The organism is Nonomuraea sp. B10E15 (genome assembly GCF_039871615.1).
GTDB lineage: Bacteria > Actinomycetota > Actinomycetes > Streptosporangiales > Streptosporangiaceae > Nonomuraea.
Genome location: NZ_JBDPMB010000002.1, coordinates 359,369 through 384,577, shown reverse-complemented (window position 1 = coordinate 384,577; position 25,209 = coordinate 359,369). Strand labels below are relative to the sequence as shown.

Below are 25,209 nucleotides of genomic sequence, written 5' to 3'. Positions count from 1 at the left end.
ATTCACGGCCGCGCGAGGGGCGACGCCGCCGGGTCGGCTCCTGGCCTCAGGTGGGCGGCGAGAAGCTCGGCCAGGTGCAGCGGGCGGCGTTCGGGCGCGGTGTGGTTGATCTGGGTACGGCAGCTGAAGCCGTCGGCCAGGATCACCGTGTCCGGGCCGGCCCCGCGAATGGCGGGCAGCAGCTCGTGCTCGGCGCAGGCCAGTGACACCTCCATGTGCCCGGCCGTGAAGCCGAAGTCGCCCGCCAGGCCGCAGCAGCCTCCCACGGTGCTCAGCCGGGCCCCGGCGCGGGCCAGCAAATCCTGGTCGGCCTGGTGGCCGAGGACGGCGTGCTGGTGGCAGTGCGGCTGGCCGAGGACGTCACGGTCGATGGCGGGCGGCTGCCAGCCGTCGGCACGCGTGAGCAGTTCGGCCAGCGTCGTGGTCTGCTCGGCCAGGCGTGCGGCGTCGCGGTCGTGCGCCAGCAGGGCGAGAGCGTCGTCGCGGAAGACCGCCGTGCAGCTGGGTTCGAGGCCGACGACGGGGATGCCCTGCCGCAACAGCGGGGCGAGCGTGCGCAGGGTGCGGCGCAACATCCGCCTGGCGATGCCGAGCTGGCCGGTGGAGATCCAGGTGAGCCCGCAGCACAGGGTCCGCGGCGGGATGAGCACCCGGTAGCCGGCGGCTTCGAGCACCCTGACGGCGGCGGCCGCGATGCGCGGCGCGAGGTTGTCGGTGAAGGTGTCGGGCCACAGCAGCACGCTGCCGCGCTCGCCGGTGCCGCGCGGGCCCCGCCGCCGGTAGGAGTCGCTGAAGCGGGTACGCGCGAAGACCGGCAACGATCGGCGGGGTTCGATGCCGCCCAGCCGCTTGACCAGCCCGGCCAGGCCGGGAGCGTGGGTCAGCGCGTTGACCGCGCCCGGCGCGAAGGCGGCCAGGCGGGCCCACAGCGGCAGCCAGCCCATGCTGTAGTGGGCCGCGGGGCGCAGCCGGTGCGCGTAGTGGTGGGCGAGGAACTCGGCCTTGTACGTCGCCATGTCCACGTTCATCGGGCAGTCGTGCTTGCAACCCTTGCAGGCCAGGCACAGGTCGAGCGCGTCACGTACCGCATCGGAGCGCCATCCGCCGGCGACGGGGGTGTCGGCGTGACCGTTGAGCATCTCGAACAGCAGCCGGGCCCGGCCGCGGGTGGAGTGCTCCTCCTCGCCGGTGGCGCGGTAGGAGGGGCACATGACGCCGCCGGTGTGGCTGCGGCACTGGCCGACGCCGACGCAGCGCATCACGGCCCATTGGAAGCTGCCCTCGTCGTGGGGGTAGCCGAATGCCGTGGCGGGTTCCGCGGGCGTCCACGCGCTGCCGAGGCGCAGGTCGTCCGTCGCCGCGTTCGGGGGCCCGTCCGGGGCGACGATCTTGCCGGGGTTCATCCGGTTCTCGGGGTCGAAGAGGGCTTTGACCTCGCGGAAGGCGGTCATGACGTCGGGGCCGAACATGACGGGGAGCAGCTCGGCCTTGGACTGGCCGTCACCGTGCTCGCCGGACAGGGAGCCGCCGTAGGAGACGACCAGGTCGGCGGCGCGGCGCAGGAAGGCGTGGAAGGCGGCGACGCCGTCGGCGGTGACCAGGTCGAAGGGGATGCGGGTGTGCACGCAGCCCTGCCCGAAGTGCCCGTAGAGCGCGGCCTCGCCGTAGCCGAACTCGGTGAACAGGCGGCGCAGGTCACGCAGGTAGTCGCCGAGCCGCTCCGGTGGTACGGCCGAGTCCTCCCACCCTTCCCAGGTCACCCGCATGTCCGGGACACGGGCGGTGGCGCCGAGCCCGCCTTCGCGCAGGGCCCACAGCTGACGTTCGGCCTTTTCCTCGTCGAAGGAGGACACGTGCGGCTCGTGCCTGCTGCCGCGCAGGTCGCCGATGAGGGCGTGGGCGTGCCGGTCGGCCTCCTGCCGGGTGCGGCCGGCGAAGGACACCATCAGCCAGCCGCCGCCTTCGGGCAGCCGGGCCAGCGCCTCGGCGTTCATGTGCCGGCGGCGCTCGTCGCCGACGAGCCTGTCGTCCAGCCCTTCCAGCTGCAGCGGGCGGTGGGCGGCGACGCGCGGCACGGCCTCGGCGGCGGCGACGACGTCGGGATAGCCGAGCAGGACCAGCGTCTCGTGCTCCGGCACGGGCACGAGCTTCAGCTCCGCCCGCAGCACGGTCACCAGCGTGCCCTCCGAGCCGACCAGCGCCCTGGCCAGGTCGAAGGGCCCGCCGGGCAGCAGCTGGTCGAGGTTGTAGCCGGACACCCGGCGCGGGATGTCGGGGAAGCGGGTCACGATCTCGCCGGCGTGCTCGCCGGCGATCTCGCGCAGCCGCCGGTAGAGGCCGGCGCGGCGGCCGCCTTCCGCGAGGATGCGCTCGTACTCCTGCTCGCTGGTGGGCCCGACCCACATGCGCGTCCCGTCGTAGGTGAGGACTTCCAGGCGGGCGACGTTCTCGGAGGTCTTGCCGTAGGCCTGGGCGGTCGAGCCGCACGAGTTGTTGCCGATCATGCCGCCGATCGTGCAGTGGGAGTGGGTGGACGGGCGCGGCCCGAACATCAGGCGCGTGCCCGCGAGCCGCCGGTTGAGCTCGTCGAGGACGATGCCGGGCTCGACCACGCACGTCGCGGCCTGCTCGTCGACGGAGACCAGGCGGTCGCAGTACTTCGACCAGTCGATGATCACGGCGACGTTGCAGGCCTGCCCCGCCAGGCTCGTGCCGCCACCACGTGAGGTGATCGGCGCGCGGTGCTCGCGGCAGACGGCCACGGCCTCGACGGCCGCCTCCACGGTGCGGGGCACGACCACGCCGAGCGGGACCATCCGGTAGTTGGAGCCGTCGGTCGAGTAGGCGCCGCGGCTGCCGGGATCGAAGCGTACCTCTCCGTCCACGCGGGACCTCAGGTCCCGCTCGAGGTCCCGCACGCGCACGTACGGCTGGCCGTCGCGGCGGCGTACGGGGGTGGGAAGGTGCTCGGTCCTGGCCATGGCCATCACTTCCCCGGCTGGGACGACGTGTCATCGGATTGCCGCCTGCCCCCTCGCGCGGGCCTGAATCCCGGCCTCACGGGAGATCGCTTCTTTACGGCCCGGTCCGCTCCCACGGCTCGCCTATCCTGCGACGACAGGAAGAACGACATCGCGGGCCAGGGCGACGGGCGAGCAGATCTCGTCCGAAAAGTTCCGGCGGGGATGTCAAGGCGACGGCGGCGGCTCCGACCAACCGGTCGAAGGGGTCCCGGCCGGGGCCCCGCGCGACACGAGGAGTACGACATGAAGTTCCTGATCGGCATGCACATCAACCCGGCCGTGCTGGACGCGCTGACCGACGAGGAGAAGGCGGCGATCGGCGACGGTCACGCCAGGTTCATCGAGGCGCTGAAGGAGTCCGGCGAGCTGATCAACACGCAGGCGCTGGTCGACCCGTCCCAGGCGGCCGTGGTGTCCGTGCGCAACGGCCAGCCCGTGGTCACCGACGGCCCGTTCCTGGAGTCGAAGGAATTCCTGGGCGGCTTCTACCTGATCGACTGCGAGAACAAGGAGCGGGCGATCGAGCTGGCGGCGCGGATCCCGGACGCCGCGATCCAGGGGCTGGGGGTCGAGGTGCGGCAGGTCATGTTCGCTGACGGGCCGTCGGAGGCATGACGGCGCCGGCCGTCGAGGACCTGCTGCGTGAGCTCGCGCCGCAGGTCCTCGGCACGCTGGTACGCCGGCACGGCCAGTTCGAGGGGTGCGAGGACGCCGTGCAGGAGGCCGTGCTCGCCGCCACCGTGCAGTGGCCGGCCGAGGGGGTGCCGGGCAACCCGCGCGGCTGGCTGGTGACCGTCGCGTCCCGGCGGCTCATCGACCAGGTGCGCAGCGACCACGCGCGCCGCGAGCGGGAGTCGGCGACGGCCGCCGAGGTGGCGCCGCAGGACGTGCCGGACACCGACGACACGCTCCTGCTGCTGTTCCTGTGCTGCCATCCGACGCTGACCGCGGCCTCCCAGACCGCCCTGACGCTGCGGGCGGTCGGGGGCCTCACCACCGCCGAGATCGCCCGCGCGTTCCTGGTGCCGGAGGCCACGATGGCGGCCAGGATCAGCCGGGCCAAGCAGCGCATCAAGGCCGCGGGCAGCTCGTTCAGCCTGCCGGACGGCGCGGAGCGGGAGGAGCGGCTGCGGGTCGTCCTGCACGTGCTCTACCTGATCTTCAACGAGGGTTACACCGCCTCGTCGGGCAGCGAGCTGCACCGCGTCGACCTCGCGCACGAGGCGATCCGGCTGGCCAGGACGGTCCACGCGCAGCTGCCCGGCGACGGCGAGGTGACCGGGCTGCTCGCGCTGATGTTGCTGACCGACGCCCGCAGGCAGGCGCGTACGACGGCGGCGGGCGACCTGGTGCCGCTGGCCGAGCAGGACCGCTCGACGTGGGACCGCGCCCTGGTCGACGAGGGCATCGAGCTGGTCAAGGCGTCGCTGGCCGCCCCGGCGCTGGGGCCGTACCAGCTGCAGGCCGCCATCGCCGCGACGCACGCCGACGCGGCGACGGCGGAGGAGACCAACTGGCCGCAGGTGCACGCGCTCTACCTGATCCTGGAGCGGATCGCGCCCAACCCGATGGTCACGCTGAACCGGGCGATCGCGCTCGCCGAGACCGAGGGCCCGGCCGCGGGGCTGGCCCTGCTGTCCACGTTGGACGGCGACGAGCGGATGGCCGGCCATCACCGGCTGCTGTCCGTACGGGCTCACCTGCTGGAGCAGACCGGCGACACGGCCGGTGCGTACGAGCATTACCGGCGCGCCGCGAAGGCCACCGCGAGCATCGCCGAGCAACGCCATCTGGAGTCACGGGCCGGGCGGGTGCGACCCTAGCCCCCCTTGACCGTGCGGAACCACGCGTTGCTGCCGGGCAGGAACTGCAGCACGATCGCCGGGACGACGAAGAGCACGGTCCAGATGCCGACGAGCGCCACGACTCCCAGCACGGTCAGCGCGGTGCGGGCGCCCGTGCTGCCCTGCCGCATAAGCTTGGCGAGGACGATCATCGCCACGGCGACGCCGATCCACAGGAGCAGGGCGAACGGGCCCGTGCTCAGAGGGGGCGAGTCCGGGCTGAGGGCGGTGAAGATCACGCCTGCGGCCAGCAGCCCCCCGAAGCAGATCCACACCGTCGAAGCGATCGTCACGGTCCGCGGCGCAGGCGTCCAGTAAACGCTCGCGTCCTGCTCGAGCGGCTCGGGCTGTGGCGTGGCCGAGCCGTCGGGTGGCGGCGGTTGGTGACCGGACGGCGTGGGCTCGGGCTCGCTCGTCATGGTCACGCAGTTTTCCACAGGACTGCCGGGACCGGTACCGAGCCGTTTCAGAGCGCTTTCAGCGACGGTTCACCGCACCTCCTGACGATGGTCGCCCGATGCCGTGCGATCGAGCGAACAGGGGGAGCCGCGTGCCCCGTGAGACGACGACCGTCCCGGCGGGCGTGGCGCCCTGCGGAGCGGCCAGGGCTGCGGCCCCGTGATCGGGACGCGGCGGCTTCGGCTCGGCGGGCTGACCCTGGTGGGCGACCCGGAGGTCCCGGTCGTGGAGGAGGACGCGTACGCGCTGGTCGTCCCCTTGGGGCGGCAGGAGGGCGGTGCGTTGTTCCTGTACGGCCCCGCGCGCGGGACCCGGTGGGCGCCGGGGAGCGCCTGCGTGATCGTCCCGAAGGCTCTCGTGCAGCCGCCGGCCGGGTTGACGTGCCGGGAGGTTCCCGCCACGAGCGGGATCGCCCGGCTGCTGGCCGATTTCGTCACCGACGTGTGGAACGACCGGGAGGGCTTGCGGCCCGCCGACGGCCCGCGGGTGGGGATGGCGCTTGTGGGGCTGGTCTCCGCGCTGCTCCACCATCTGGGGGAGGGCGGTCACGGCGGCATGCGGCAACGGTCCGGCAGGGACGTGCTCGACCAGCGCATCCGTACCTTCATCCAGTGGCATCTCCGCGATCCCGATCTGACGCCCGGCAGGGTGGCCGCCGCCCATAACATCTCGCTCAGCCACCTGCACGGGCTCTTCGCCGAGCAGGACCTCACGGTCAGCGCCTGGATCAGGCGGCAGCGGCTGGAACGCGCCCGGCGTGACCTGGCCGATCCGGCGCTGCGGGGCGTCTCCATCCAGGACGTCTCCGCGGCCTGGGTCTTCTCCCACCCGGCTGACTTCAGCCGGGCCTTCCGCCGCGCGTTCGGCCTGTCGCCCAGCGGCTTCAGGCGCCGGGCGCTGGCGGAGCCGGGGGGAGGTCCGCCCAGGCCGGCGCCTCCTGACCGGCATCTCCTGAGCAGCAGGGCGTGCGCGGCGAGGTGCGGCAGGCTGATGCAGCTTGCTGGCAATTGCGGCATATGTGCAGAATGAGGTCGTTCGTCGCACCATCGCTCGACCTCTCACCTCCGGAGACTCACCACATGAGCCGCACCCCAGCCATGCCGATCACTCGCGACTGCGTGCCGACGAAGGCGGCCGCCGGATCATGAGAAGGTTGCTCGTCCTGGTGGCGGCCCTGACGCTGACCGCCTGCGGGCAGGCGCCCGCCACCCAGGAGACCGGTTCCGCCGCGGCGCCACCGCCCGGATTCCCCGTCACGGTCGAGAACTGCGGCCGCACCCTCACCTTCGACCGGCCGCCCGCCAAGGTCGTGACCGGCTACCACCCGTCTCTGGAAACGCTGCTCGCCCTCGGCCTGGGCGACCGGATCGCCGGCCGTACGAACTTCTCCGAGAGCGCGTTCCTGCCCGGCCAGAAGGAGCCGTACGACAAGATCCCGGAGATCTCGCCGACGATCATGCTCCCCCAGAAGGAGGTCATGCTCGCCCAGGGCGCCGACTTCGTCCTGGACAACGCGATGGCCTCCTTCGACGCCGGCGGCGGTTACGCCACCGTGGAGGAGCTGGACGCCGCGGGCTCGCCGGTGTACATCCTGGGCGGCTGGTGCAGCCCCGAGGAGACGCTCGAGTTCACCCTCGAGGACACCTTCACCGACCTGCACAACCTCGGGAAGATCTTCGGCGTGTCCGACCGCGCCGGCAAGCTGGCCGCCGACCTGCGCGGCCGGCTCGACGACGCGCGCAAGCGCGTCTCCGGCCGGCCACCGGTCAAGGTGCTGGCCACCGACGGCGGCAAGGGCCCGGTCAACGCCTACGGCGGCGCCGGCATCACCAACCAGATGATCACCGCCGCCGGCGGGGTGAACGTGCTGGCCGACGTCAAGGGCGACTACACCGAGGTCAGCGTGGAGCAGATCAGCGCCGCGCAGCCCGACGCCATCCTGGTCAGCGAGTACGCCACCCTGCGAGGCGAGACGATGCCGACCGTGCAGGCCAAGACCGCCGACGCCCTCGCCATCGCCAGGAACAGCCCCGCGGCCAGGGCCAAGCGGGTGCTCCCCGTGCCGGTCGCGGCCCAGCATCCCGGCTACCGCAACCTCCTGGCCATCACCGACATCGCCCGCTTCCTCCACCCCGACGCGTTCCCCTCATGACCAGCGAGACACGGCAGGCGCCGGCCCAGGCCGCGAGCGCCGGAACGCCTCGCCGGCGCGGCGGCCGGTTCGCGGCGCTCGTCGTCGCGCTGGCCGTGGCCGTGGTCGCCGCGACGTGGCTGGCGGTGAGCATCGGCGCCGTGCACGTCGCGCTGCCGCAGGCGTGGGGCATCGTCGCCGACCGGCTGGTGCCCGGCCTCCTCCCGCGTACGTGGACGCCGGTGCAGGCGCAGATCGTGTGGGAGTTCCGGCTGCCGCGCGCGCTGCTGGCGCTCCTGGTCGGGGCGGGGCTGGCGGTGGTCGGAGCGGTGCTGCAGGCGCTGGTGCGCAACCCGCTGGCCGACCCGTTCCTGCTCGGGATCTCGTCCGGCGCGTCCTTCGGCGCGGTGCTCGTGCTCATTCTGGGCGCCTCCACGCTGGGCGGGCTGTCGCTGTCGGGCGCCGCCTTCGCGGGCGCGCTCCTGGCCCTGGGCCTGGTGTACGCGCTGGCCCAGCGCTCGGGCCGGCTCACCCCGTCACGGCTGGTGCTGGCCGGGGTCGCCCTGGCATACCTCTTCCAGGCCCTCTACAGCTTCGTGCTGCAGCAGGCGCAGAGCGGACGGGCGGCGCAGCAGGTGCTGTTCTGGCTCATGGGCAGCCTGGGCGGGGCCCGCTGGCACATGTTGCCGCTGCCGACCGTCGTCCTGGTCGCGGGCCTGGTCTACCTGCTGCTGCAGCACCGCCAGCTGAACGCGCTCACCGCCGGCGAGGAGACGGCCGTCTCCCTCGGTGTGAACGTGCACCGCCTGCGGATCACGCTCTTCGTCCTCACCTCCCTGCTGGTCGGCGTCCTGGTGGCCACCAGCGGCGCGATCGCGTTCGTCGGGCTGATCGTGCCGCACGCGGCCCGCCTGCTCGTCGGCGCCGACCACCGCAGGGTGCTCCCGGTCACGGCGCTGCTCGGCGCGGCGTTCCTGCAGCTCGTGGACGTCGCCGCGCGGACCGTCAACGCGCCGCAGGAACTGGCCCTCAGCATCGTCACCGCGCTGTTCGGGGTGCCGTTCTTCCTGTGGCTGCTGCGCCGGCGCTCGGTCGACCGGGCGGTGACCGTCGCATGATGCTCGACCTGCGCGGCGTCTCCGTGCGCCTCGACGGCCGCCCGATCGTGCACGAGGCCGACCTCCTGGTCGACGCCGGCGAGTTCGTCGCCCTCGTCGGCCCGAACGGATGCGGCAAGTCCACCCTGCTGCGCACGATCTACCGGGCGCTGCGTCCCTCGGCCGGGCTCATCAGCGTGGACGGCGACGACGTGCACGGGCTGTCCTGGCGCGAGTCCGCCCGGCGAACCGCCGTCGTGGCCCAGGAGACGCCCTCCGAGCTGGACTTCACCGTCGGCGAGGTCGTGCTGATGGGGCGCACGCCGTACGAACGGGTCCCCGCCGCCGACGAGGAGCGGTGCGCGCGGGCCCTAGACCGCGTCGGGCTCGCGGGCGCGGAGGCCCGCGTCTATGCCACCCTGTCCGGCGGCGAGAAACAGCGCGCGCTCATCGCCCGGGCCCTGGTCCAGGAGACCCGCCTGCTCCTGCTCGACGAGCCCACCTCCCACCTGGACATCCGCCACCAGCTGGAGATCCTGCACCTGGTGCGCGAGCTGGGTGTCGCCACGCTGGCCGTGCTGCACGACCTCAACCAGGCCGCCGCGTTCTGCGACCGCCTGTACGTCATGAGCGCCGGCCGCGTTCTCGCCGGCGGCCCGCCCGGCCAGGTCCTCACCCCCGACCTGATCGCCGAGGTGTACGGGGTGCGCGCCGTCCGCCGCACCCAGCTCGTCTTCGAACGGCTCAAGGAGGAGGATACGGCTTGAGACTTTCAGCCCTTCCAGCAGGCGCTGGCGCGGAAAAGTCTCCACATGAGGTTCAGCGATACCGTTGAAGGCATGGCTACTGGCATCCAGGACATCGCCCATGCCGTCGAGGCCGCCGCCGTCATGAGGCTGCTGCCGGCCCGCCCGCGGCTGCTCGCCCTGGGCGAGCCCACCCACGGCGAGGACATCCTGCTCCACCAGCGGAACGACCTCTTCCGGCAGCTCGTCGAGCAGGAGGGTTACCGCTCGATCGCGATCGAGAGCGACTGCATGGCGGGCCTGGTGGTGGACGACCACGTCAGCTCGGGCACGGGCAGCCTCGACGAGGTCATGGAGCGCGGGTTCAGCCACGGGTTCGGCGCGTCCGCGGCCAACCGCGAGCTCGTACGCTGGATGCGCGCCTACAACGACGGCCGGCCCGCGGCCGAGCGGCTGCGCTTCGCCGGTTTCGACGGCCCGCTGGAGATGACCGGCGCCGCGAGCCCCCGGCAGGCCATCACCGCGCTCCACGGCTACCTCGCGGCCCGGCTGGAGCCGGATCTGCTCCCCTGCTCCGCGGAAACGCTCGACCGCCTGCTGGGCGCCGACGACCGGTGGACCGAGCCCGCCGCGATGATGGACCCGTCCCGGTCCTCGGGGCGGTCGGCCGAGTCCAGGGAGTTGCGGCTGCTCGCCGACGACCTGGTGGCGCTGCTCGACGCCGAGACGCCGCACCTGATCGCGGCGTCCTCGCGCGACGACTGGGACCGGGCGCGCCTGTACGGGCGCACCGCCACCGGCCTGCTGCGCTACCACTTCTGGATGGCCGACACCGCACCGGGCCGGGTGGCGCGGCTGCTGGGCCTTCGGGACTCGATGATGGCCGCCAACCTCCTCGCGCTCGCCGAGCGGGGCCCGACGCTGGTCCACGCCCACAACGCCCATCTCCAGCGGGAGAAGAGCACGATGCGGCTGGGCGACCTGCGGCCGGAATGGTGGAGCGCCGGCGCGCTCGTGAGCGCCCGCCTGGGCGAGGGGTACGCCTTCCTGGCCACGGCCATCGGCACGATCCGGCACCAGGGGGTGGGCGCCCCTCCCCCGGACACCCTCGAAGGGCTGCTCTCCACGATCCCGCACGACCACTACGTCGTCGACGCCCGCCTGCTGGCCGCCGCTGTCGGCGACCAGCCGCCTGCCCCTCGCCTGTCCCCCTGGTACGGCTACTTCCCGCTGAACCCGGCTCACCTGACCGGGAACGACGGGATCGTGTTCGTCAAGGACGTGCCGCGCAACCCCTGATCCACGCTTCCGCCGTCCTCACGCCCGGCGTCGCGGGGTGAGGATCACGACCGCCCGATGCCTACGGCTTGACGCATGCCTATATCGGCATATGATTGCTGCCCATGGCACGAGCAGCGACGACGTCGGACGTCTTCAACGCGATCGCCGAGCCGCAGCGCCGGGAGATCCTGGTGCTGCTGCGGGCGGGTGAGCGGCCGGTGACCGAGTTGGCCAAGGAGCTCGGGATGACCCAGCCGCGCGCGTCCAAACACCTGCGGGTGCTCCGGGAGGTCGGGCTGGTGCGGGACCGCAAGGCAGGCAAACAGCGCCTGTACGGCCTGGACGCCCGCGGGCTGCGACCCATCCACGAGTGGACCGGCGGGTTCGAGCGGTTCTGGAACGAGAGCTTCGACCGGCTGGACGCGTACGTGCAGGACCTCAAGCAGGCAAGGCAAGAAGGCGGTAACTGATGAGCGAGCAGGGACACGGAGCGCCGGCGCAGTCGGCGACGGCCGACCGCGAGATCGTGATCTCCCGGGTCATCGACGCCCCGCGGGAGCTGGTGTTCGAGGCATTCACCGAAGTCCGGCACCTGTCGCGGTGGTGGGGGCCGGAGGGGTTCACCACCACCACGCGGTCCTTCGAGTTCCGCGTCGGCGGGGAGTGGGACTTCGTGATGCACGGACCGGACGGGACGGACTACCAGGAGTGGATCACCTGGACCGAGATCGCCACGCCGGAGCGGATCGCGCTGCTGCACGGCGAACACCGCGGCGACCCGAACGCCTTCGAGTCGGTCCTCGCGTTCGCGCCCGACGGGGCGGCGACCCGGATCGAGATGCGCACGGTGTTCCCCACCAAGGAGCTGCGCGACGAAGCGGTCGAGAAATACCACGCGATCGAGGGCGGCCGGCAGACCCTGAGCAACCTGGCCGCCTACGTCACCGAGATCGTTCGGAAGGGAGCTGAGGACTGATGCCCGGGAAGGTGTTCTTCAGCGTGTCGATGTCGCTGGACGGTTTCATCGCACCCGAGTCCCTCGGGGATCTGATGGGGCGGCAGTGGATGGAACTGCAGCGGTGGATCTTCCCGCAGCGCTTCTTCCGGGAGAACTTGAAGCTCGGCGAGGGCGGCGAGGAAGGGCGCGACAACGACATCGTGCGGGAGACGTTCGAGCGCACCGGCGCGAGCGTGATGGGCAAGCGCATGTTCGACGCCGGCGAGCGGATGTGGCCGGAGGAGGCGCCGTTCCACACGCCGGTCTTCGTCGTGACGCACGAGAAGCGTGACCCGTGGGAGCGGCCGGGTGGCACCACCTTCCACTTCGTCAACGACGGCATCGAGACCGCGCTCGACCAGGCCCGCGAGGCCGCCGGCGACCGGGACGTCCGCATCGCCGGCGGCGGCGCGACGATCCTGGAGTACGTGAACGCCGGCCTGGTCGACGAGTTCTCGATCGCGCTCGCACCCGTGCTGTTCGGCTCCGGAATCCGCCTGTTCGAGGGCGTGGACGCGGGCCGCGTGGCCCTGGAGCCGGTCCGCGCGGAGCCGACGCAGCGGGTGACCCACCTGACCTACGCGGTCCGGGGGCGGTGAAGGCGCGCTCCTCCTGATCCAGACAACAGCGCTCAGGCCTTCGGGGCCTGCGCGATGCGCACCATGGTGCCCGACGGGTCGCGGAACGCGCAGTCGCGCGTTCCCCAGGGGTGGTCGATGGGCTCCTGCAGCACCTCGGCGCCGGATTCGCGAACCGCTTCGAAGGTCGCGTCGAGATCGTCGGCGCGGAAGACGATCATCGGCAGCAGGCCCTTGGTGAGCAGGTCGTGGAGGGCGTCGCCGTCGGCCTCCGACCGTCCGGAGTGCGGGGTGGAGAGCACGTATTCGGGGGCCGGCAGGCCGGGGCTGCCGAGGGTGACCCAGCGGCCCTCGCCGGAGGGCACGTCGTTGCGCACTTCGAGACCGAGCGCGTCGCGGTAGAAGGTGAGCGCCTCGTCGACGTCGTGCACGGTGATGTGGCAGTTGTGGAGTGAGATGGTCATGCGGAAAACGTTAGGCAACCGGCTCGCTGTCCGCTTCTTCGATCCTGCTCGGCGCGTCCTTGGTCGGCCGGGTGTGCACCTTCGCCACGCACGGGGGCATCGCCGCCACGGCGCGGTGCTCCCGCGCGCGGTAGGCGCTCGGCGTCTCCCCCACGAGCTGGGTGAACCGGGAGCTGAACGAGCCGAGCGAGGTGCAGCCCACCGCCATGCACGCGTCGGTCACGCTGACGCCCGTGCGCAGCAGCGCCATCGCGCGTTCGACGCGGCGGGTCATGAGGTAGTTGTACGGCGTCTCGCCGTAGGCCTCCCGGAACTGCCGCGAGAAGTGCGCCGGCGACATGAGAGCGTGGCGGGCCAGCGTCGGCACGTCGAGCGGGCGGGTGTATTCGCGGTCGATCAGATCCCGAGCCCGCCTCAGGTGCACGAGGGTGGCGAGGTCTTGCCGGGTCATGGGGAAAGGGTATACCCGCCCTACCGGACCTGCGGGAATGGCGGTACGTCACCGGCGGGGCTCCCACCGGAAGATGCGGGAGGCCAGCGTGACGGCCACGATGACCCAGCCCAGCGTGGGCCCGAGGAGAAGCAGGGAGTCCGCGAGGGGGACGCCGCCGTTCCAGGCGTTGACCACGAGTTCGGTGGCCGAGCCGCCGGGAAGCAGCCGCTTGAGCAGGGCGAGCTCCTCGGTGCCGGAGATCCCCACCCAGCTGGCCACGGCGATGGTGCCGATGCTGACGGGCAGCGTGGTCACCTGGGCGTGCTCGGCGGAGTTCGTCAGGCCCGCCGTGGCGAGTCCCAGGCCGAGCATCATGATCACCATCGCGAGCACGGCCGCCGCCAGGAGGAGAACGTTGTCGGGCGCGCCCGCGACCGTGGCCAGCACGGTCATGATCGCGGCCACCTGGAGCAGCGAGATGACGGTGATCGGGAGGAGCAGCCCGGAGAGGATGCCGGTGTCGCCCGCCGCGGTGGAGCGCAGCCGCTTGAGGAAGAGGTTCTGCCGGCGTGCCGCCAGCGTGGTCACCGTGGTGGCGTAGAGCCCGAAGGCCCCCACGGTGAACATCACCACCGCCGCGATGTATCCGAGGCTGCCCAGAGCGGCGAAGACGTCGTGCCGGTAGATGAAGAACGAGCTGACCGCCACGGGCATGACGAGGCTGGTGACCAGAACCAGCCGGTTCCGGAAGATCTGGACCAGCTCGCTGAGAGCGATCGAGAGCATGGTGAAATGTCCCTTTCTCGGTGAGAGGGGTGGTCTAGTCGCTGCCGAGGGCGCGGAAGACGTCGTCCAACCGGGTCGGCCCGGCTTCGAGCCCTTCCAGCTCCACGGCGTGGTCCTGCGCCCATCGGAGCAAGGTGTGCAGGTCCTTCTGCAGGCCGAAGGTCTCGATGCGGAACGTCCCGTCGCTCTCGCGCGTGGCCTGCAGCGGCAGCACGGGTGCGTGAGCGGCCAGGGAGAAGCGGATGGCGGCGGGCAGGGTCCGGGTCAGCTCGGAGACGGTCCCTTCCCTGTGGAAGGCCCCTCGGTGCATGAGCCCGATGCGGTCGGCGCGTTGCTGCGCCTCTTCCAGGTAGTGCGTGGTGAGGACGATGGTCGAGCCGTCGTCGCGCAGCCTGTCCACGGCGTCCCACAGGTCGTCCCTGGACTGGATGTCCAACCCCGTGGTGGGCTCGTCGAGGAAGACCAGCTGGGGCGTTCCGTACACGGCGGTGGCGAAGTCGAGCCGCCGCTTCTCGCCGCCGGAGAGCTGCGACACCCTGGTGCCGGCCTTGCGGGTGAGGTCGACGACGCCGAGCACGCGTTCGACCCTGTCGGTGCGCTGGGAGAGCTTGCCGAACAGCCGTACGGACTCCCTCACCGTCAGGTCGGGAGAGAACCCGCTCTCCTGCAGCATGATGCCCATCCTGGACCGCACCGCCCGCCGGTCGCGCGGGCTCTGCCCGAAGACCCGCACGGTGCCCGAGCTGGGCGTACGGTGGCCTTCGACGACCTCCAGGGTCGAGGTCTTGCCCGCTCCGTTCGTGCCGAGCAGGGCGTAGAACTCCCCGGGCCGCACGTGGAAGGACAGGTCTTTCACGGCGTGGAAGTCGCCGTACTTGAGGTTCAGACGTTCGACGTCGATGACTGGTGTGGAGGCCATGCACCTGATCCCATCCGTTGCCACGCTCGTCCACCAGTGGGACTGCGTCATGACAGGACCATGACGTTTCTTCCGCGATGACATGACGCAGCGTCACTGTCGAGACGGACGAAACGGCAGAATACTGGCGGAAGACCCTTGTCGTTGGAGCCCGGAGCCGCACATGATGAGCCTCTTCGTCCCCGGTCGGACGCCGGCCACTGACGCGTGAAAGGACGACGATGACCACCGTGGTGCTCGCCGACGACGAGGCCCTCCTCCGCAAGGCGCTGGCGTCGCTGCTGCCCCTCGAAGGCGAGATCACCGTGCTCGCCGAAGCCGAAGGGGGCGAGCAGGCCGTGCAGGCCACGCTGCGGCACCGGCCCGACGTGCTCGTCATCGACCTGGAGATGCCCGGCATGGACGGGCTCGACGCGGTCGCGGAGCTCCGCAAGGAGCGTCCTGACCAGGTGATCCTCATGGTGACCCGCCATGCCAGGCCCGGCGTGCTCCGCAAGGCGCTGAAACTCGGGGTGCAGGGCTTCGTCAGCAAGTCCGCGGAACCGGCGCACATCGCCTCGGTCATCACGACGCTGCACGAAGGCAAACGCTGGATCGACCCGGACGTGTCCGCACTCGCCGTCGTCGACGACTGCCCGCTGACCGACCGGGAGATCGATGTGCTGCGGGCGACCGGCGAGGGCTACGCGGTCGCCGACATCGCCGCCCGGCTCCACCTGGCGGAGGGCACGGTGCGCAACTACCTCTCCAACGCCATGCAGAAGACCCAGACCAGGACCCGGCACGAAGCGGCACGCTACGCGCGCGAACACGACTGGTTGTGAGCGGTCCGGCGCGAGCCCTCGCCTGGCCCCGGGGGTCCGCCGGCAGACCCCCGGGCCGCGAACCTCACGAGATGCTGCGTCCTTCCACCGCGTCGAGCTGCAGCGGGCCGGCCCCCGCGTCGCCGCGCACGCCGAATCCGTACCGGTAGCCGGCCCGCACCTCCGGGTCCGACAGCGCGGGCAGGTGCTCCAGCGTGGCGGCGGTGACGAGTTCCCAGCCTGACCCGGTGTCGGCGTAGACGGCGGCCCGGTCGCCCACCAGCGACAGCGCGAACCGGCCGCCGTCGGGAATGCTCACGCCCTGCTTGACGCCGAAGACCGCGAGCCCGCCCGGCACCTGGGGTCCGCGCACCTCGAAGCCCACGGACTTCTGGGTGTTCACGTAGAACGCCACCACGTCCGTCCTGCCGTCCTGGACCAGGCCCGCGTAGACGGTGTCCATGTCGGTGGAGTCGCCCTGGAACTTCCTGATGGTGATCGCCGTGCTGAACGCCGGGTTACGCGGCGACACGCTCGACGACATCAGGCCGAACCAGCCCGCCGACGGGTGGGCGGCCGACAGCGCGCCGTCCGCGTACGTCACGTGCGGCAGCTCCTTGTTCTCCGGCTCCGCCCGGTGCACCTGGTAGTCCCCGGCGCCGTCGAAGGTCTCGTCGAGCTCCAGGTTGGCGAAGGCGTCAGGGGATGGCGGCACGGAACCGGCCTCCGGCGGCAGCCGGAACGTCACCCGCTGCTCCTGGCGCGAGTAGGACGCGCACACGACCGGATGCTCCTGGTCCGCCGGCTCGTACGCGGTCAGCCTCGTCTCGAACGTACGGCTCGCGCCGGTGCGCAGGCCGGTCACCCGCAGCGCGTCCGGGTCGACGGTCACGCCGTCGCAGGACGTGAGCCGGACCTTGCCCGCCATGGGCTGCACGTCCCGGTTGGTCACGGTGAAGGTGACCGTGGAGCCGATCCGGCCGCGTTCGGCGGTGGCGGCGGTGACGTCGATGTTGCGCCGGTCCGGGCCGGGCACCGCGGTGGTGGCGAGGCCGAGCCGGTCGATCTCGTACGAGCCCGCCCAGTCGGACCCGACCGAGCCGCGCACCCACACCTTGACCCTGGAGATCGCCTCGCGCGGGGCCCAGCGGGACAGGTCGAGCGTGAGCCGGTTCCAGCCGAGCGCGGGGTCGATCGCGCCGACGCCCTCCGCCACGGCGCCGTCGCGCCCGTACACGCGGATCTTGGCGGAGAAGGCGTTGCCCGGCTTGAAGCCGTCGTCGGCGTTCTCCGGCACCCTGATCGAGACCGAGAGCCGCGACGTGCGCGTGGCGTCGAGCGGCTCGCCGAACACCACGTCGGCGCCCTTGTACGACTTGGCGTACTGCGACCAGCCGGGCAGGTCGCGGTCGAAGCGGACGCGCAGCGCGTGCCCGCCGTCGACGGCGACGCGCTCCACCGCGGCGGCGTTGTCCGACGGCCGCCAGCCGCCGGTGTCCGTCTCGAAATCGGAGATCACCCGCTCGGCCACCGGCTTGGCGTCGAGCTGCACACCGACCGTGGCCGGCGGCTTCCTGACGGCCAGCTCGGCCGGGTCGAAGCCGGGGATGACGTCCTTCCAGTCGGAGATCCCGATGATCTCCTTGGCGAACTCGGTCACCTCCAGCGACCGCTCGGTGTCGATGCCGGCGAACACCTCGTGGATCGGCTTGCGCTCGCCCGCGTTGGACGCCGCCGCGTGCTCCTCGTCCCACGTCCACAGCCCGAGCCGGAGCCCGCCCTCCTGCTTGTGGTCGACATGCCGGTGCAGGATGAAGGAGTCGATGCCGTCGGCGAAGGCGACCTTGTAGTAGGCGTACGCGTAGGCCGCGGCCTGCAGCTTCAGCTCCTTGTCGGAGTAGTCCTGCGAGTTCAGGCCCTGCTCGGAGAGGATCACCCGCCGCCGCTCGCCGCCGTACGTCAGGTGGTCCTGGGCGAGGTAGCGCGGCAGCAGCTCGATGTTCTTGAAGGTGATCCGCATCGTGTCGAAGCCGTCCGTGGCGGTCTTGTCGTTCCAGAACGCCGGGTTGAACAGGTTCTCCGGGTACGGGTGGTAGGCGATGTTCCAGTCGAAGTCGCCCTGCCGCTTGGTGAGCGCGTTGAGCCCGTCGACCACGTCACGGCCCTTGTAGGTGTACTTCGGGTCGTCGTTGGCCGCGCCGGTCCAGAAGTGCGTGAGGGAGGTGTAGACGCGCGCGGCGGCGTCGGCCTTGCGCACGGCCTGCCAGGTCAGCCGCATCGCCCGGGTGTACTGCTCCAGGAAGACGTCCCGCTCCTGCGGGCCCATGTTGTACCAGAACTGCTGGGCGTCGATCTCATTGCCGACGATCCAGCCCCATGCCCGGCCGTGCCTGGCGTCGGCCCGGCTGTAGCGCTGGGAGAAGAACTCCATCGCGGCCGTGAAGTGCGCCTCGCCCTCGGCCGTCTTGGTGTTGAAGGCGTAGACCGTGCCCTTGCCCAGCTCGGCCTCGGGGTGGATGAGGGTGCGGGCGGCGGAGTTGGGGGCGGTGCTGTTGTAGACGAGGATGATCAGGTTGACCAGCATCCCGTTGTCCGACAGCGGCTTGACCTGGGCGTCCAGCCCGGCGACGGCGCCGCGGTCGAAGTAGTAGGTCTTTCCCTGGGAGACGAACTCGATGGTGTTGCCGGGCTCGCCGGGCCCGGCCGTCATGACCGAGTCGAGCGCGAGGTTGATGCCGGCGTGCTGGACGCCGATCTCCTCGGCATCATCGGACATCTGCACTTGCAGACCCTTTTTGCCCGACATTTCGGGGTATGGGGCTTGACTGGTGGACGCGAAGCTCAACTGGTCGGCATAGTGCACCTCGCCCAGCGGCCCCTCCGCGCCCACCGCGAGGAACTTGTCGTACAGCCGGTCCTGGTCTCCGTCCATGCGCGGCACCTCGACACGGAACTCGCCCGCCTCGACGGTCGCGACCGGCGTCTCTCCGGTGTGCGTGTCCTGCCACGTGTCGAGCGCGTACAGCTCGGCCGGCCCGGACGCGGTGCCCGTGATGGTGACCACGCTCTCGCCGACCTCCACTCCGGTCACCCCGCCGGTCCCCTCGCGCGGGGCCGCCGCGTGCGCGGGCAGGCTCACGAACATCGCCGGTACGGCCAGCGCCAGGGCGATCAATAACCGCATTGTCAACTACCTCCTACTTGGCCCAGTCCTCGTCGCCCCAGGCGTTCTTCTTGATCCCGGCCTCGATGCCGCGCTCCCACCACTTCTGCAGGTCGGCCAGCTCCGCCTCCAGCGAGCGCTCGCCCAGTAGGTAGCCGTCGAACACGTCGCGGAACGAGGTGCCCTCGGGGCCGCCGGGCAGCGCGGTCACCCGGAACGGCTTGCCCCACTCACCCTCCAGCAGCCCCGCGGTCTCGGCCGACGGCTCGACACCCTCGACGGCGGGCAGGCCGCCGGTCGCGTCCAGCCACGGCTTGATCGCCGGCGAGCTCATGTACTGCAGGAACTTGACGGCCGCCGCGTACTTCTCGTCCTTGACCGTCGACGGGATCATGTAGCTGGTGCCGCCGATCGACGCGCCGTAACGGGCGGGGGCGTCCGTCGACAGCGACGTGGTGTCCTTGGTGATCGTCGGGAACGGCATCGTGCCGAGCGGGAACTTCGCGTCCGCCTTCAGCGCCTCGACGGCGAAGTCGGTGCCCCACGACATGGCGGCCTTGCCGGAGACGAAGTCGCGGTAGCCGACCGTCGCTCCGCCGTCGGCCACGCCCGTCCAGTTGGGGGTGCCGCAGTCGAAGAACTCCTTGTAGATCTTGAGCGACTCGGCGACCTCGGGCGTCCTGGTGGTGAGCGTGCCCTCCTTGATCACCTTGCTCATCGACTTCTCGGTCACGGTCGGCGCCTTGCCGGGCTCTCCGGTGGCGTCGAACTGGTTCCACTCGTCGTAGTACTTGTCGATGAGCTGGGTGCTGACCGCCTCCCACGTCCAGCCCGCGGCCAGGCCGCCCTTGTCGAGCGCGACCGGGTCGAAGCCGGCGTCCTTCAGTTTCGAGCAGGCGGACCTGAAGTCCTCCCACGTGGCCGGCGGCTGCTCGATGCCCGCCTTGGCGAAGGCGTCCTTGTTGTAGAACAGGCCGATCGCGACCAGGTTGAACGGGATGTACTCCAGCTTGCCGCTCTCCTTGCTGAGCGCCTTGGAGACGCCGGGGCCGTAGTACTCCTTCCTGAACACGTCGATCCAGCGCTGGTTGCCCGGCACGTACGGGTTGGGCTTCTGCAGCTCGGCGTCGAGCGCGTGCACCTCGTGAGCCTTGTGCGGCGGCTGGTTGAAGACCAGCTCGGGCGCGGTGCCGGCGGCGAGTTGGGTGGTGATCGTCTGCGAGAAGCCGTCGAGGGGCAGCACCTGGGTCTTGACCTCGACGCCCGGCTCGCGTTTCTCGAAGGAGTCGACGAGCGCCTCCCAGGCCGGGCCGAAGCTGCTGCCGCTGGCGTTCCACTGGTTGGGGCCGGCCAGCGTGATCGTGATCTTGCCGCCCGCGCCGGTCGCCGACGTGTCGCCGGTGCCCAGCAGGCCGCAGCCGGTCACCGCGAGCAGCAGGGCCGAGGCCGCCAGCCCGCTCTTGGGGGGTGTTCTCATGGGGAGCCGCTTCCTTTCTTGGTTGATACGTTTCAACGAACCGCGGCCCTCACTTGCCGGAGACGATGCCGCCCTGGATGCCGGCCAGGAACCACTTGGACAGGAACGTGAACAGCACCACCAGCGGAAGGCTGGCCAGAACGTAGCCCGCGAACAGCGGACCCCACTGCTGCGCGTTCTGGTTGGCGAAGAACGCCAGCCCGGCGGGGATCGTCCGGTACGCATCGGTCTGCACTGTGAGCAGCGGCCAGAAGTAGTCGTTCCACACGCCCAGCACCGTCATCAGCGCCACCGTGCCGATGACGGGCCGGGACAGCGGCAGCATGAAGGCCAGGAACAGCCGGGTCCCGCCCGCGCCGTCGACCCTGGCCGCCTCGAAGATCTCCTCAGGGACCTGCGCCATGTAGGTGCGCATGATGACGATCCCGAGCACCGTGTTGGCGGTGACGTGCGGGACGATCAGCACGAGCCTGCTGTCCAGGATGCCCAGATCCCGCATCAGCACGAAGAGCGGGACCAGGCTGGTGATCGAGGGCACCATGAGCAGCGCCGCGATCAGCCCGAACAGCGCGCCGCGACCGGGGAAGCTGAAGCGGGCGAAGACGAACGCCGCGGCCGGGGCCAGCACCAGCGTGCCGGCGATGGCCAGCCCCGCGACCACGAACGAGGTGAACAGGTAGGGGCTGACCTGCTCCCAGGCCACCGCGTAGTTGTCCAGGTGGAACGGCCAGGCGGGCGACCAGTAGCCGGCGAAGAACTGCTCGTTGTCCTTGACCGAGGCCGCCAGCATGAAGAGGTAGGGGAACAGCCCGGCGAACGCCAGCACCGCCAGCACGGCCCCCGCCACCAGGTCTGTCCTGCGCGTGCGGCTCATGCGTCCGCCTTCCTGCCCAGCGTCAGCGCGACCAGGCTGACCGCGAGGGTCAGCACGAACAGCACCGTGCCGAGCGTCGCCGCGTACCCCCAGCTCGTGTCCACGAAGGCCGCGTCGAGCATGCGCAGCACCGGCACCTGCGTGGCGTTGTCGGGCCCGCCCCCGGTCATGATGTGCGCCTGCATGCCGTACTGCAGCACCGATATCACCGCCAGCACGAACAGCAGCTTGACGTCGCGGAACATCATCGGCAGATCGATGCTCCAGAAGCGGCGCAGCCGGCCGGCGCCGTCGACCTCGGCGGCCTGGTAGATCTCCGCCGGCACGTTCTGCAACGCCGACAGGAAGACGAGGAACGGCAGGCTCGCCACCCACGGGAAGCCGATCGTCATCAGCGCGACCAGCGCGGTGTCAGGATCGCCGATCCAGTTGCCCGCCAGCCCGTCCAGCCCCATAGCGCGCAGCGCGCTGTTGATGACGCCGTCGCGCGGGTCGTACATGAACTGCCACAGCAGCACGTTGACCACCGCGGGGAAGGCCAGCGGGAGGATCAGCAGCGTGCGGAACACGAAGCGCAGCCGCTCGCTCGACAGCGACATCACCAGCTCGGCCGCCAGCAGCGGGAACACCCACATGAGCGTGACCGCCCAGACGAAGATGACGCCGATGTTGCGGAACGAGGCCCACCACAGGTCGTCGCCGAGCATCGTCAGATAGTTCTCGAAGCCGACGAAGGGCGACTCGAAGCCCGGCCGCCACTCGAAGAGCGAGTGGACCATGCCGTTCAGCGCCGGGTAGTACGAGAACGCCGCGAGCAGGGCGAACGTGGGGAGGAGGACGAGGTAGACCCCCCACGGGGGCCGGCGGTGCGCCTTTGTGCTGGTCACGATCGAACTGCCTCTCAGCTTGCCGTGTCCCGCGCCCGGAACGCGTACGACCCCGAGCCGACCCGGTAGACCGCTCCCCCGCCGTCCAGCCGGTCGAAGGTCACGCACTCCGCCTGGCCGGCCGGCACGCCGCCCTCGGTCACCCGCTCGGGCGGCGCGGGCACGTGCACCTCGGCGCGGGTGTTGGGCGGCAGGACGACGTCCAGCGCGAAGCGGTCGCCCTCCAGCCGCCAGGCGACCTCCACCCGGCCGTGCCGGGTGCGGTGCGCGGTCGTCGCCCAGGTGATTCCGCCGCCCGGCCGCGGCCGCACCACGACGTCGGCGTAGCCGGGCGACCCCGGGGCGAGCCCGCCGACCGTCCGGTACATCCAGTCGCCGACGGCGCCGTACGCGTAGTGGTTGAAGGAGTTCATGCCCGGGTCCTGCAGCCCCCGGTGGTGGCTCCATGAGTCCCAGCGCTCCCACATGGTCGTCGCCCCGCCGTGGACGACCGGGTAGAGCCAGGACGGGAAGGTGTCCTGCGTCAGCAGCCGGTAGGCCACGTCCAGCCGCCCGGTCGAGGTGAGCGCGTCCAGCAGGAACGGCGTGCCGAGGAAGCCCGTCGACAGGTGGCCGCCACGGGCCTCGATGTCGCCGGCCAGCCGGGCGGCCGCCCTGGGCAACTCGTGCTCCTCGAACAGCCCTGCCGTGACAGCCAGCACGTAGGCGGTCTGCGTGCCCTCCGCCAGCACGCCTGGGCCCTCGACGAAGGCCGCGCGGAACGCCTCCCGCACGCGGCCGTACAGCTCCAGGCAGGCCCGCTCGTCCGCGTCGCGGCCGAGCACGGCGGCGAGCCCGGCGAGCTGCCGCGCGGACAGCGCGAAGATCGCGGTGCCGACGAGCCGCTTGGACGTCTCGGCGCCCGTCGACAGCCAGTCGCCGAACCCCTCCTCCGGGAAGATCCCGCCGTCGGAGCGTTTGTCCAGGTACGCCAGCCAGCGCGCCATCGGCTCGAAGCAGGCCGCCACCACCCGCGTGTCGCCGCGCAGCCGGTGCATCGCCCACGGCAGCATCACGAGCGCGTCGCCCCAGCCGGGCGAGCCCGCCTCCTTGGCGTCGGGCGACAGCCCGCGGCCGGAGAGCACGTCGGGCACCACGTGCGTGACGGCGCCGTCGTCGCCCTGCGCGGCCACCACGTCGTCCAGCCAGCTGCGCAGGAACCGGGCGACGTCGTAGTTGAACAGCGCCGTGGGCGCGAACGCCCAGATGTCGCCCGTCCAGCCGAGCCGCTCGTCGCGCTGGGGGCAGTCGGTGGGGACGGCCAGGAAGTTGCCCCGCTGCCCCCACACGATGTTGCGCTGCAGCCGGTCGAGCCGCTCGTCGGAGCAGGTGAACTCGCCGGCCGGCTCCATCGCGGCATGGGCGACCCTGGCCGTGATCCGCTCCGGGGCCGCGCGCAGCCCCGACACCTCGACATAGCGGAAGCCGTGGAAGGTGAAGCGTGGCTCGAACGTCTCGGGCCCGTCCCCGCTCGGCAGGAACTCGTCCGTCGCGCGGGCCGAGCGCAGGTTGGCCAGGTGCGGCCCGCCCTCGTGGTCGAGGACCTCGGCGTGGCGCAGCACCACCGGGCGCTCCCGGCCGGCGCGGCCGGTGAGCCGGACCCAGCCGACCAGGTTCTGGCCGAAGTCGGCGATCCACACGCCGGGGCCGCGCTCCCACACCGCGACGGGCTCCAGCTCCTCGTGCACCCGGATCGGCGGCGCGACGGCGGCGGTCACCCGGCCCGCGGGCGGGCTCACGGGCACCGCGGGCGCCCAGCCGGAGTCGTCGAACCCGGGAGCCGTCCAGCCGTGCGGCTCCGCGGCGAGGTCCTGCCGCTCGCCGTTCTGCAGGTCGGCGTAGCGGATCGCGCCCGTCCCCGCCCGCCACCCCGGGTCCGTGCGCAGCCGGGTCACGCTGCCGTCGTCGTGCAGGATCTCCAGCTCGGCGCGGAAGGCCGGCCTGCGGCCGTACTGGAAGGGGCCGAACCAGCTGATGTGGCCCGCGTACCAGCCGTCGGCGAGGATCGCGCCGATCGCGTTGCGGCCCTCCGACACGAGCTCTGTGACGTCGTAGGCCTGGTACGTGATCCGGTGGCGGTAGTCGGTCCAGCCGGGCGCCAGGTGGTCGGCGCCCACCCGGCTGCCGTTCACGTGCACCTCGTGGACTCCGAGCGCGGTGGCGTAGAGCCTGGCCCTGCGCACCGGCGACGGCACGTCGAACTCGCGCCGCACGTAAGGGCTGGGCCGGTCGGCGATCGGCTCGCGGCCGTGCGGCGGGTCGCCGTGCAGGCCCACCTCCTCGGCCAGCGACCACCCCGAGTCGTCGAACCCGGGCTGCTCGAACCCGTCCTCGGGCCGGTCGCCGGCCCGCCACCTGCCGCCGGACGTGACGGTCACCCCGCCCGCCGCCGCCACGGGCACGAGCTGCGCCAGCGCCGGCCGCCCCTCGACCACGACCTCCAGCCGCACGCACAGCCCGGACCCGCCGGCCCTGATCGCCAGCACGTTCTCGCCCGGGACCACCAGGTCGCCCGCGTCGGCCACGAACGCGCCGTCCCGCGACTCGCCGGCGACCGGCGCACCGTTGACGTACGCCGCCACCTCGTGGCCGCCGCCTATCACCAGCCGCGCCGACAGCGGCCGTGCCCCGCCCGGCACCTCGAACCGCGTACGGAACGCCCCGAGCGGCGAAGGGGACGGCCCGAGCCGGCCTGCGACCCACATGCGCGGCACGTTCTCCAGCGACGGCAACCGCTCCGAGCCGGGCACCACGGGCGTGCCGATCCAGCCCGCCGTCCAGCCGGCGGTGTCGCCGAGCCCGGTCTCGAACCAGCGGGCGGGACCCCACTCCGACCAGGTGCCGCTCTCGTCGGCCACCTTGACGCGCCACCCGTAGCGGGTGCGCGGCCGCAGCTCCGCCCCGCCGTACGGGATGTCGTACGTGACGGCCGAGGTCACGGCGTCGCTGTCCCAGACCAGCTCGGCCCCCTCGCCGGCCGGATCGCCCTCCCGCGCCACGATCACCCGGTACGCGCTCTGCGCGCGCCCGCGCCCGGCCCCGGTGATCTGCCACGAGAACAGCGGAGCGCTCACATCCAGGGCCAAGGGCTCGGCCAGTCCTTCGACCCGGGGATCGGTCACGGCCAGCTGCATGCAGGGGCTCCCTACTATTTGAAACATTTCAATCCTCGCGCACCGTAAGCAGGTGGAGGTACCCGCGTCAATGC

Annotated in this window: 22 protein-coding genes; 11 read left to right on the top strand and 11 right to left on the bottom strand. The window is 71.6% G+C overall.

The window, feature by feature from the left end; all coding sequences use genetic code 11:
* Positions 1–2: 2 nt before the first annotated feature.
* Positions 3–2,981 carry an FAD-binding and (Fe-S)-binding domain-containing protein gene (locus ABGB14_RS10870; protein ID WP_347643460.1) on the bottom strand — a complete coding sequence of 993 codons (2,979 nt, stop codon included), beginning with the start codon at positions 2,979–2,981 and terminating at the stop codon, positions 3–5.
* A 285-nt stretch (positions 2,982–3,266) separates the two neighbouring features.
* Between ABGB14_RS10870 and ABGB14_RS10865 the strand changes: the two genes are divergently transcribed.
* Both ABGB14_RS10865 and ABGB14_RS10860 read left to right on the top strand, forming a co-directional pair.
* A complete protein-coding gene (locus ABGB14_RS10865; protein ID WP_347616292.1) occupies positions 3,267–3,638 on the top strand; it encodes a YciI family protein in 372 nt (123 codons plus the stop codon).
* A complete protein-coding gene (locus ABGB14_RS10860; protein WP_347643459.1) occupies positions 3,635–4,846 on the top strand; it encodes a DUF6596 domain-containing protein in 1,212 nt (403 codons plus the stop codon). Before ABGB14_RS10865 ends, ABGB14_RS10860 begins: the two co-directional genes overlap by 4 nt.
* Here the strand turns inward: ABGB14_RS10860 and ABGB14_RS10855 are convergent.
* Positions 4,843–5,292: a hypothetical protein gene (locus tag ABGB14_RS10855; protein WP_347643458.1), complete on the bottom strand. Its 450-nt coding sequence runs from the start codon at positions 5,290–5,292 to the stop codon at positions 4,843–4,845. The genes ABGB14_RS10860 and ABGB14_RS10855 overlap by 4 nt on opposite strands.
* A gap of 193 nt (positions 5,293–5,485) precedes the next feature.
* Between ABGB14_RS10855 and ABGB14_RS10850 the strand changes: the two genes are divergently transcribed.
* The 8 genes from ABGB14_RS10850 (at position 5,486) to ABGB14_RS10815 (ending at position 12,177) form a co-directional block, all read left to right on the top strand.
* Positions 5,486–6,355, top strand: a complete 870-nt coding sequence (locus tag ABGB14_RS10850; protein ID WP_347643457.1) for a helix-turn-helix domain-containing protein — start codon at positions 5,486–5,488, stop codon at positions 6,353–6,355.
* Positions 6,356–6,470: 115 nt separating this feature from the next.
* A complete protein-coding gene (locus ABGB14_RS10845; RefSeq protein WP_347643456.1) occupies positions 6,471–7,478 on the top strand; it encodes an ABC transporter substrate-binding protein in 1,008 nt (335 codons plus the stop codon).
* Positions 7,475–8,575, top strand: coding sequence for an iron ABC transporter permease (locus tag ABGB14_RS10840; protein WP_347643455.1), 1,101 nt, complete (start codon positions 7,475–7,477; stop codon positions 8,573–8,575). Before ABGB14_RS10845 ends, ABGB14_RS10840 begins: the two co-directional genes overlap by 4 nt.
* Positions 8,572–9,321 (top strand): ABC transporter ATP-binding protein, encoded by a 750-nt coding sequence (locus tag ABGB14_RS10835; RefSeq protein WP_347643454.1) that lies wholly within the window; start codon positions 8,572–8,574, stop codon positions 9,319–9,321. The genes ABGB14_RS10840 and ABGB14_RS10835 overlap by 4 nt, the downstream gene beginning before the upstream one ends.
* Before the next feature lie 72 nt (positions 9,322–9,393).
* The gene (locus ABGB14_RS10830) at positions 9,394–10,599 is read left to right on the top strand and encodes an erythromycin esterase family protein (protein ID WP_347643453.1); all 1,206 of its coding nucleotides are present in this window, start codon (positions 9,394–9,396) and stop codon (positions 10,597–10,599) included.
* Between the two features lie 104 nt (positions 10,600–10,703).
* Positions 10,704–11,051 (top strand): metalloregulator ArsR/SmtB family transcription factor, encoded by a 348-nt coding sequence (locus tag ABGB14_RS10825; RefSeq protein WP_347616298.1) that lies wholly within the window; start codon positions 10,704–10,706, stop codon positions 11,049–11,051.
* Entirely contained in the window at positions 11,051–11,557 is a 507-nt protein-coding gene (locus ABGB14_RS10820; protein ID WP_347643452.1) for an SRPBCC family protein, read from the top strand. Before ABGB14_RS10825 ends, ABGB14_RS10820 begins: the two co-directional genes overlap by 1 nt.
* A complete protein-coding gene (locus ABGB14_RS10815) occupies positions 11,557–12,177 on the top strand; it encodes a dihydrofolate reductase family protein (RefSeq protein WP_347643451.1) in 621 nt (206 codons plus the stop codon). The genes ABGB14_RS10820 and ABGB14_RS10815 overlap by 1 nt, the downstream gene beginning before the upstream one ends.
* A 32-nt stretch (positions 12,178–12,209) precedes the next feature.
* Here ABGB14_RS10815 and ABGB14_RS10810 read toward each other — a convergent pair whose 3' ends face one another.
* From ABGB14_RS10810 to ABGB14_RS10795, 4 genes are read right to left on the bottom strand one after another with little or no spacing between them, the layout of a single operon-like run.
* The gene (locus ABGB14_RS10810) at positions 12,210–12,620 is read right to left on the bottom strand and encodes a VOC family protein (RefSeq protein ID WP_347643450.1); all 411 of its coding nucleotides are present in this window, start codon (positions 12,618–12,620) and stop codon (positions 12,210–12,212) included.
* 10 nt (positions 12,621–12,630) lie between these two features.
* A complete protein-coding gene (locus ABGB14_RS10805; RefSeq protein ID WP_347643449.1) occupies positions 12,631–13,071 on the bottom strand; it encodes a helix-turn-helix transcriptional regulator in 441 nt (146 codons plus the stop codon).
* Between the two features lie 48 nt (positions 13,072–13,119).
* Complete coding sequence (locus ABGB14_RS10800) at positions 13,120–13,839, bottom strand: ABC transporter permease (RefSeq protein WP_347643448.1); 720 nt, start codon at positions 13,837–13,839, stop codon at positions 13,120–13,122.
* A gap of 34 nt (positions 13,840–13,873) precedes the next feature.
* Positions 13,874–14,758 carry an ABC transporter ATP-binding protein gene (locus ABGB14_RS10795; RefSeq protein ID WP_347643447.1) on the bottom strand — a complete coding sequence of 295 codons (885 nt, stop codon included), beginning with the start codon at positions 14,756–14,758 and terminating at the stop codon, positions 13,874–13,876.
* A 221-nt stretch (positions 14,759–14,979) separates the two neighbouring features.
* Between ABGB14_RS10795 and ABGB14_RS10790 the strand changes: the two genes are divergently transcribed.
* Positions 14,980–15,582, top strand: coding sequence for a response regulator transcription factor (locus ABGB14_RS10790; RefSeq protein ID WP_347643446.1), 603 nt, complete (start codon positions 14,980–14,982; stop codon positions 15,580–15,582).
* A 64-nt stretch (positions 15,583–15,646) separates the two neighbouring features.
* Here ABGB14_RS10790 and ABGB14_RS10785 read toward each other — a convergent pair whose 3' ends face one another.
* From ABGB14_RS10785 to ABGB14_RS10765, 5 genes are read right to left on the bottom strand one after another with little or no spacing between them, the layout of a single operon-like run.
* Positions 15,647–18,745, bottom strand: a complete 3,099-nt coding sequence (locus tag ABGB14_RS10785) for a DUF5722 domain-containing protein (protein WP_347643829.1) — start codon at positions 18,743–18,745, stop codon at positions 15,647–15,649.
* A 13-nt stretch (positions 18,746–18,758) separates the two neighbouring features.
* The gene (locus ABGB14_RS10780) at positions 18,759–20,201 is read right to left on the bottom strand and encodes an extracellular solute-binding protein (RefSeq protein WP_347643445.1); all 1,443 of its coding nucleotides are present in this window, start codon (positions 20,199–20,201) and stop codon (positions 18,759–18,761) included.
* Between the two features lie 49 nt (positions 20,202–20,250).
* Complete coding sequence (locus ABGB14_RS10775) at positions 20,251–21,075, bottom strand: carbohydrate ABC transporter permease (protein WP_347643444.1); 825 nt, start codon at positions 21,073–21,075, stop codon at positions 20,251–20,253.
* Positions 21,072–21,962: a sugar ABC transporter permease gene (locus ABGB14_RS10770; protein ID WP_347643443.1), complete on the bottom strand. Its 891-nt coding sequence runs from the start codon at positions 21,960–21,962 to the stop codon at positions 21,072–21,074. Before ABGB14_RS10770 ends, ABGB14_RS10775 begins: the two co-directional genes overlap by 4 nt.
* Before the next feature lie 14 nt (positions 21,963–21,976).
* Complete coding sequence (locus tag ABGB14_RS10765; protein ID WP_347643442.1) at positions 21,977–25,135, bottom strand: family 78 glycoside hydrolase catalytic domain; 3,159 nt, start codon at positions 25,133–25,135, stop codon at positions 21,977–21,979.
* Positions 25,136–25,209 lie beyond the last annotated feature (74 nt).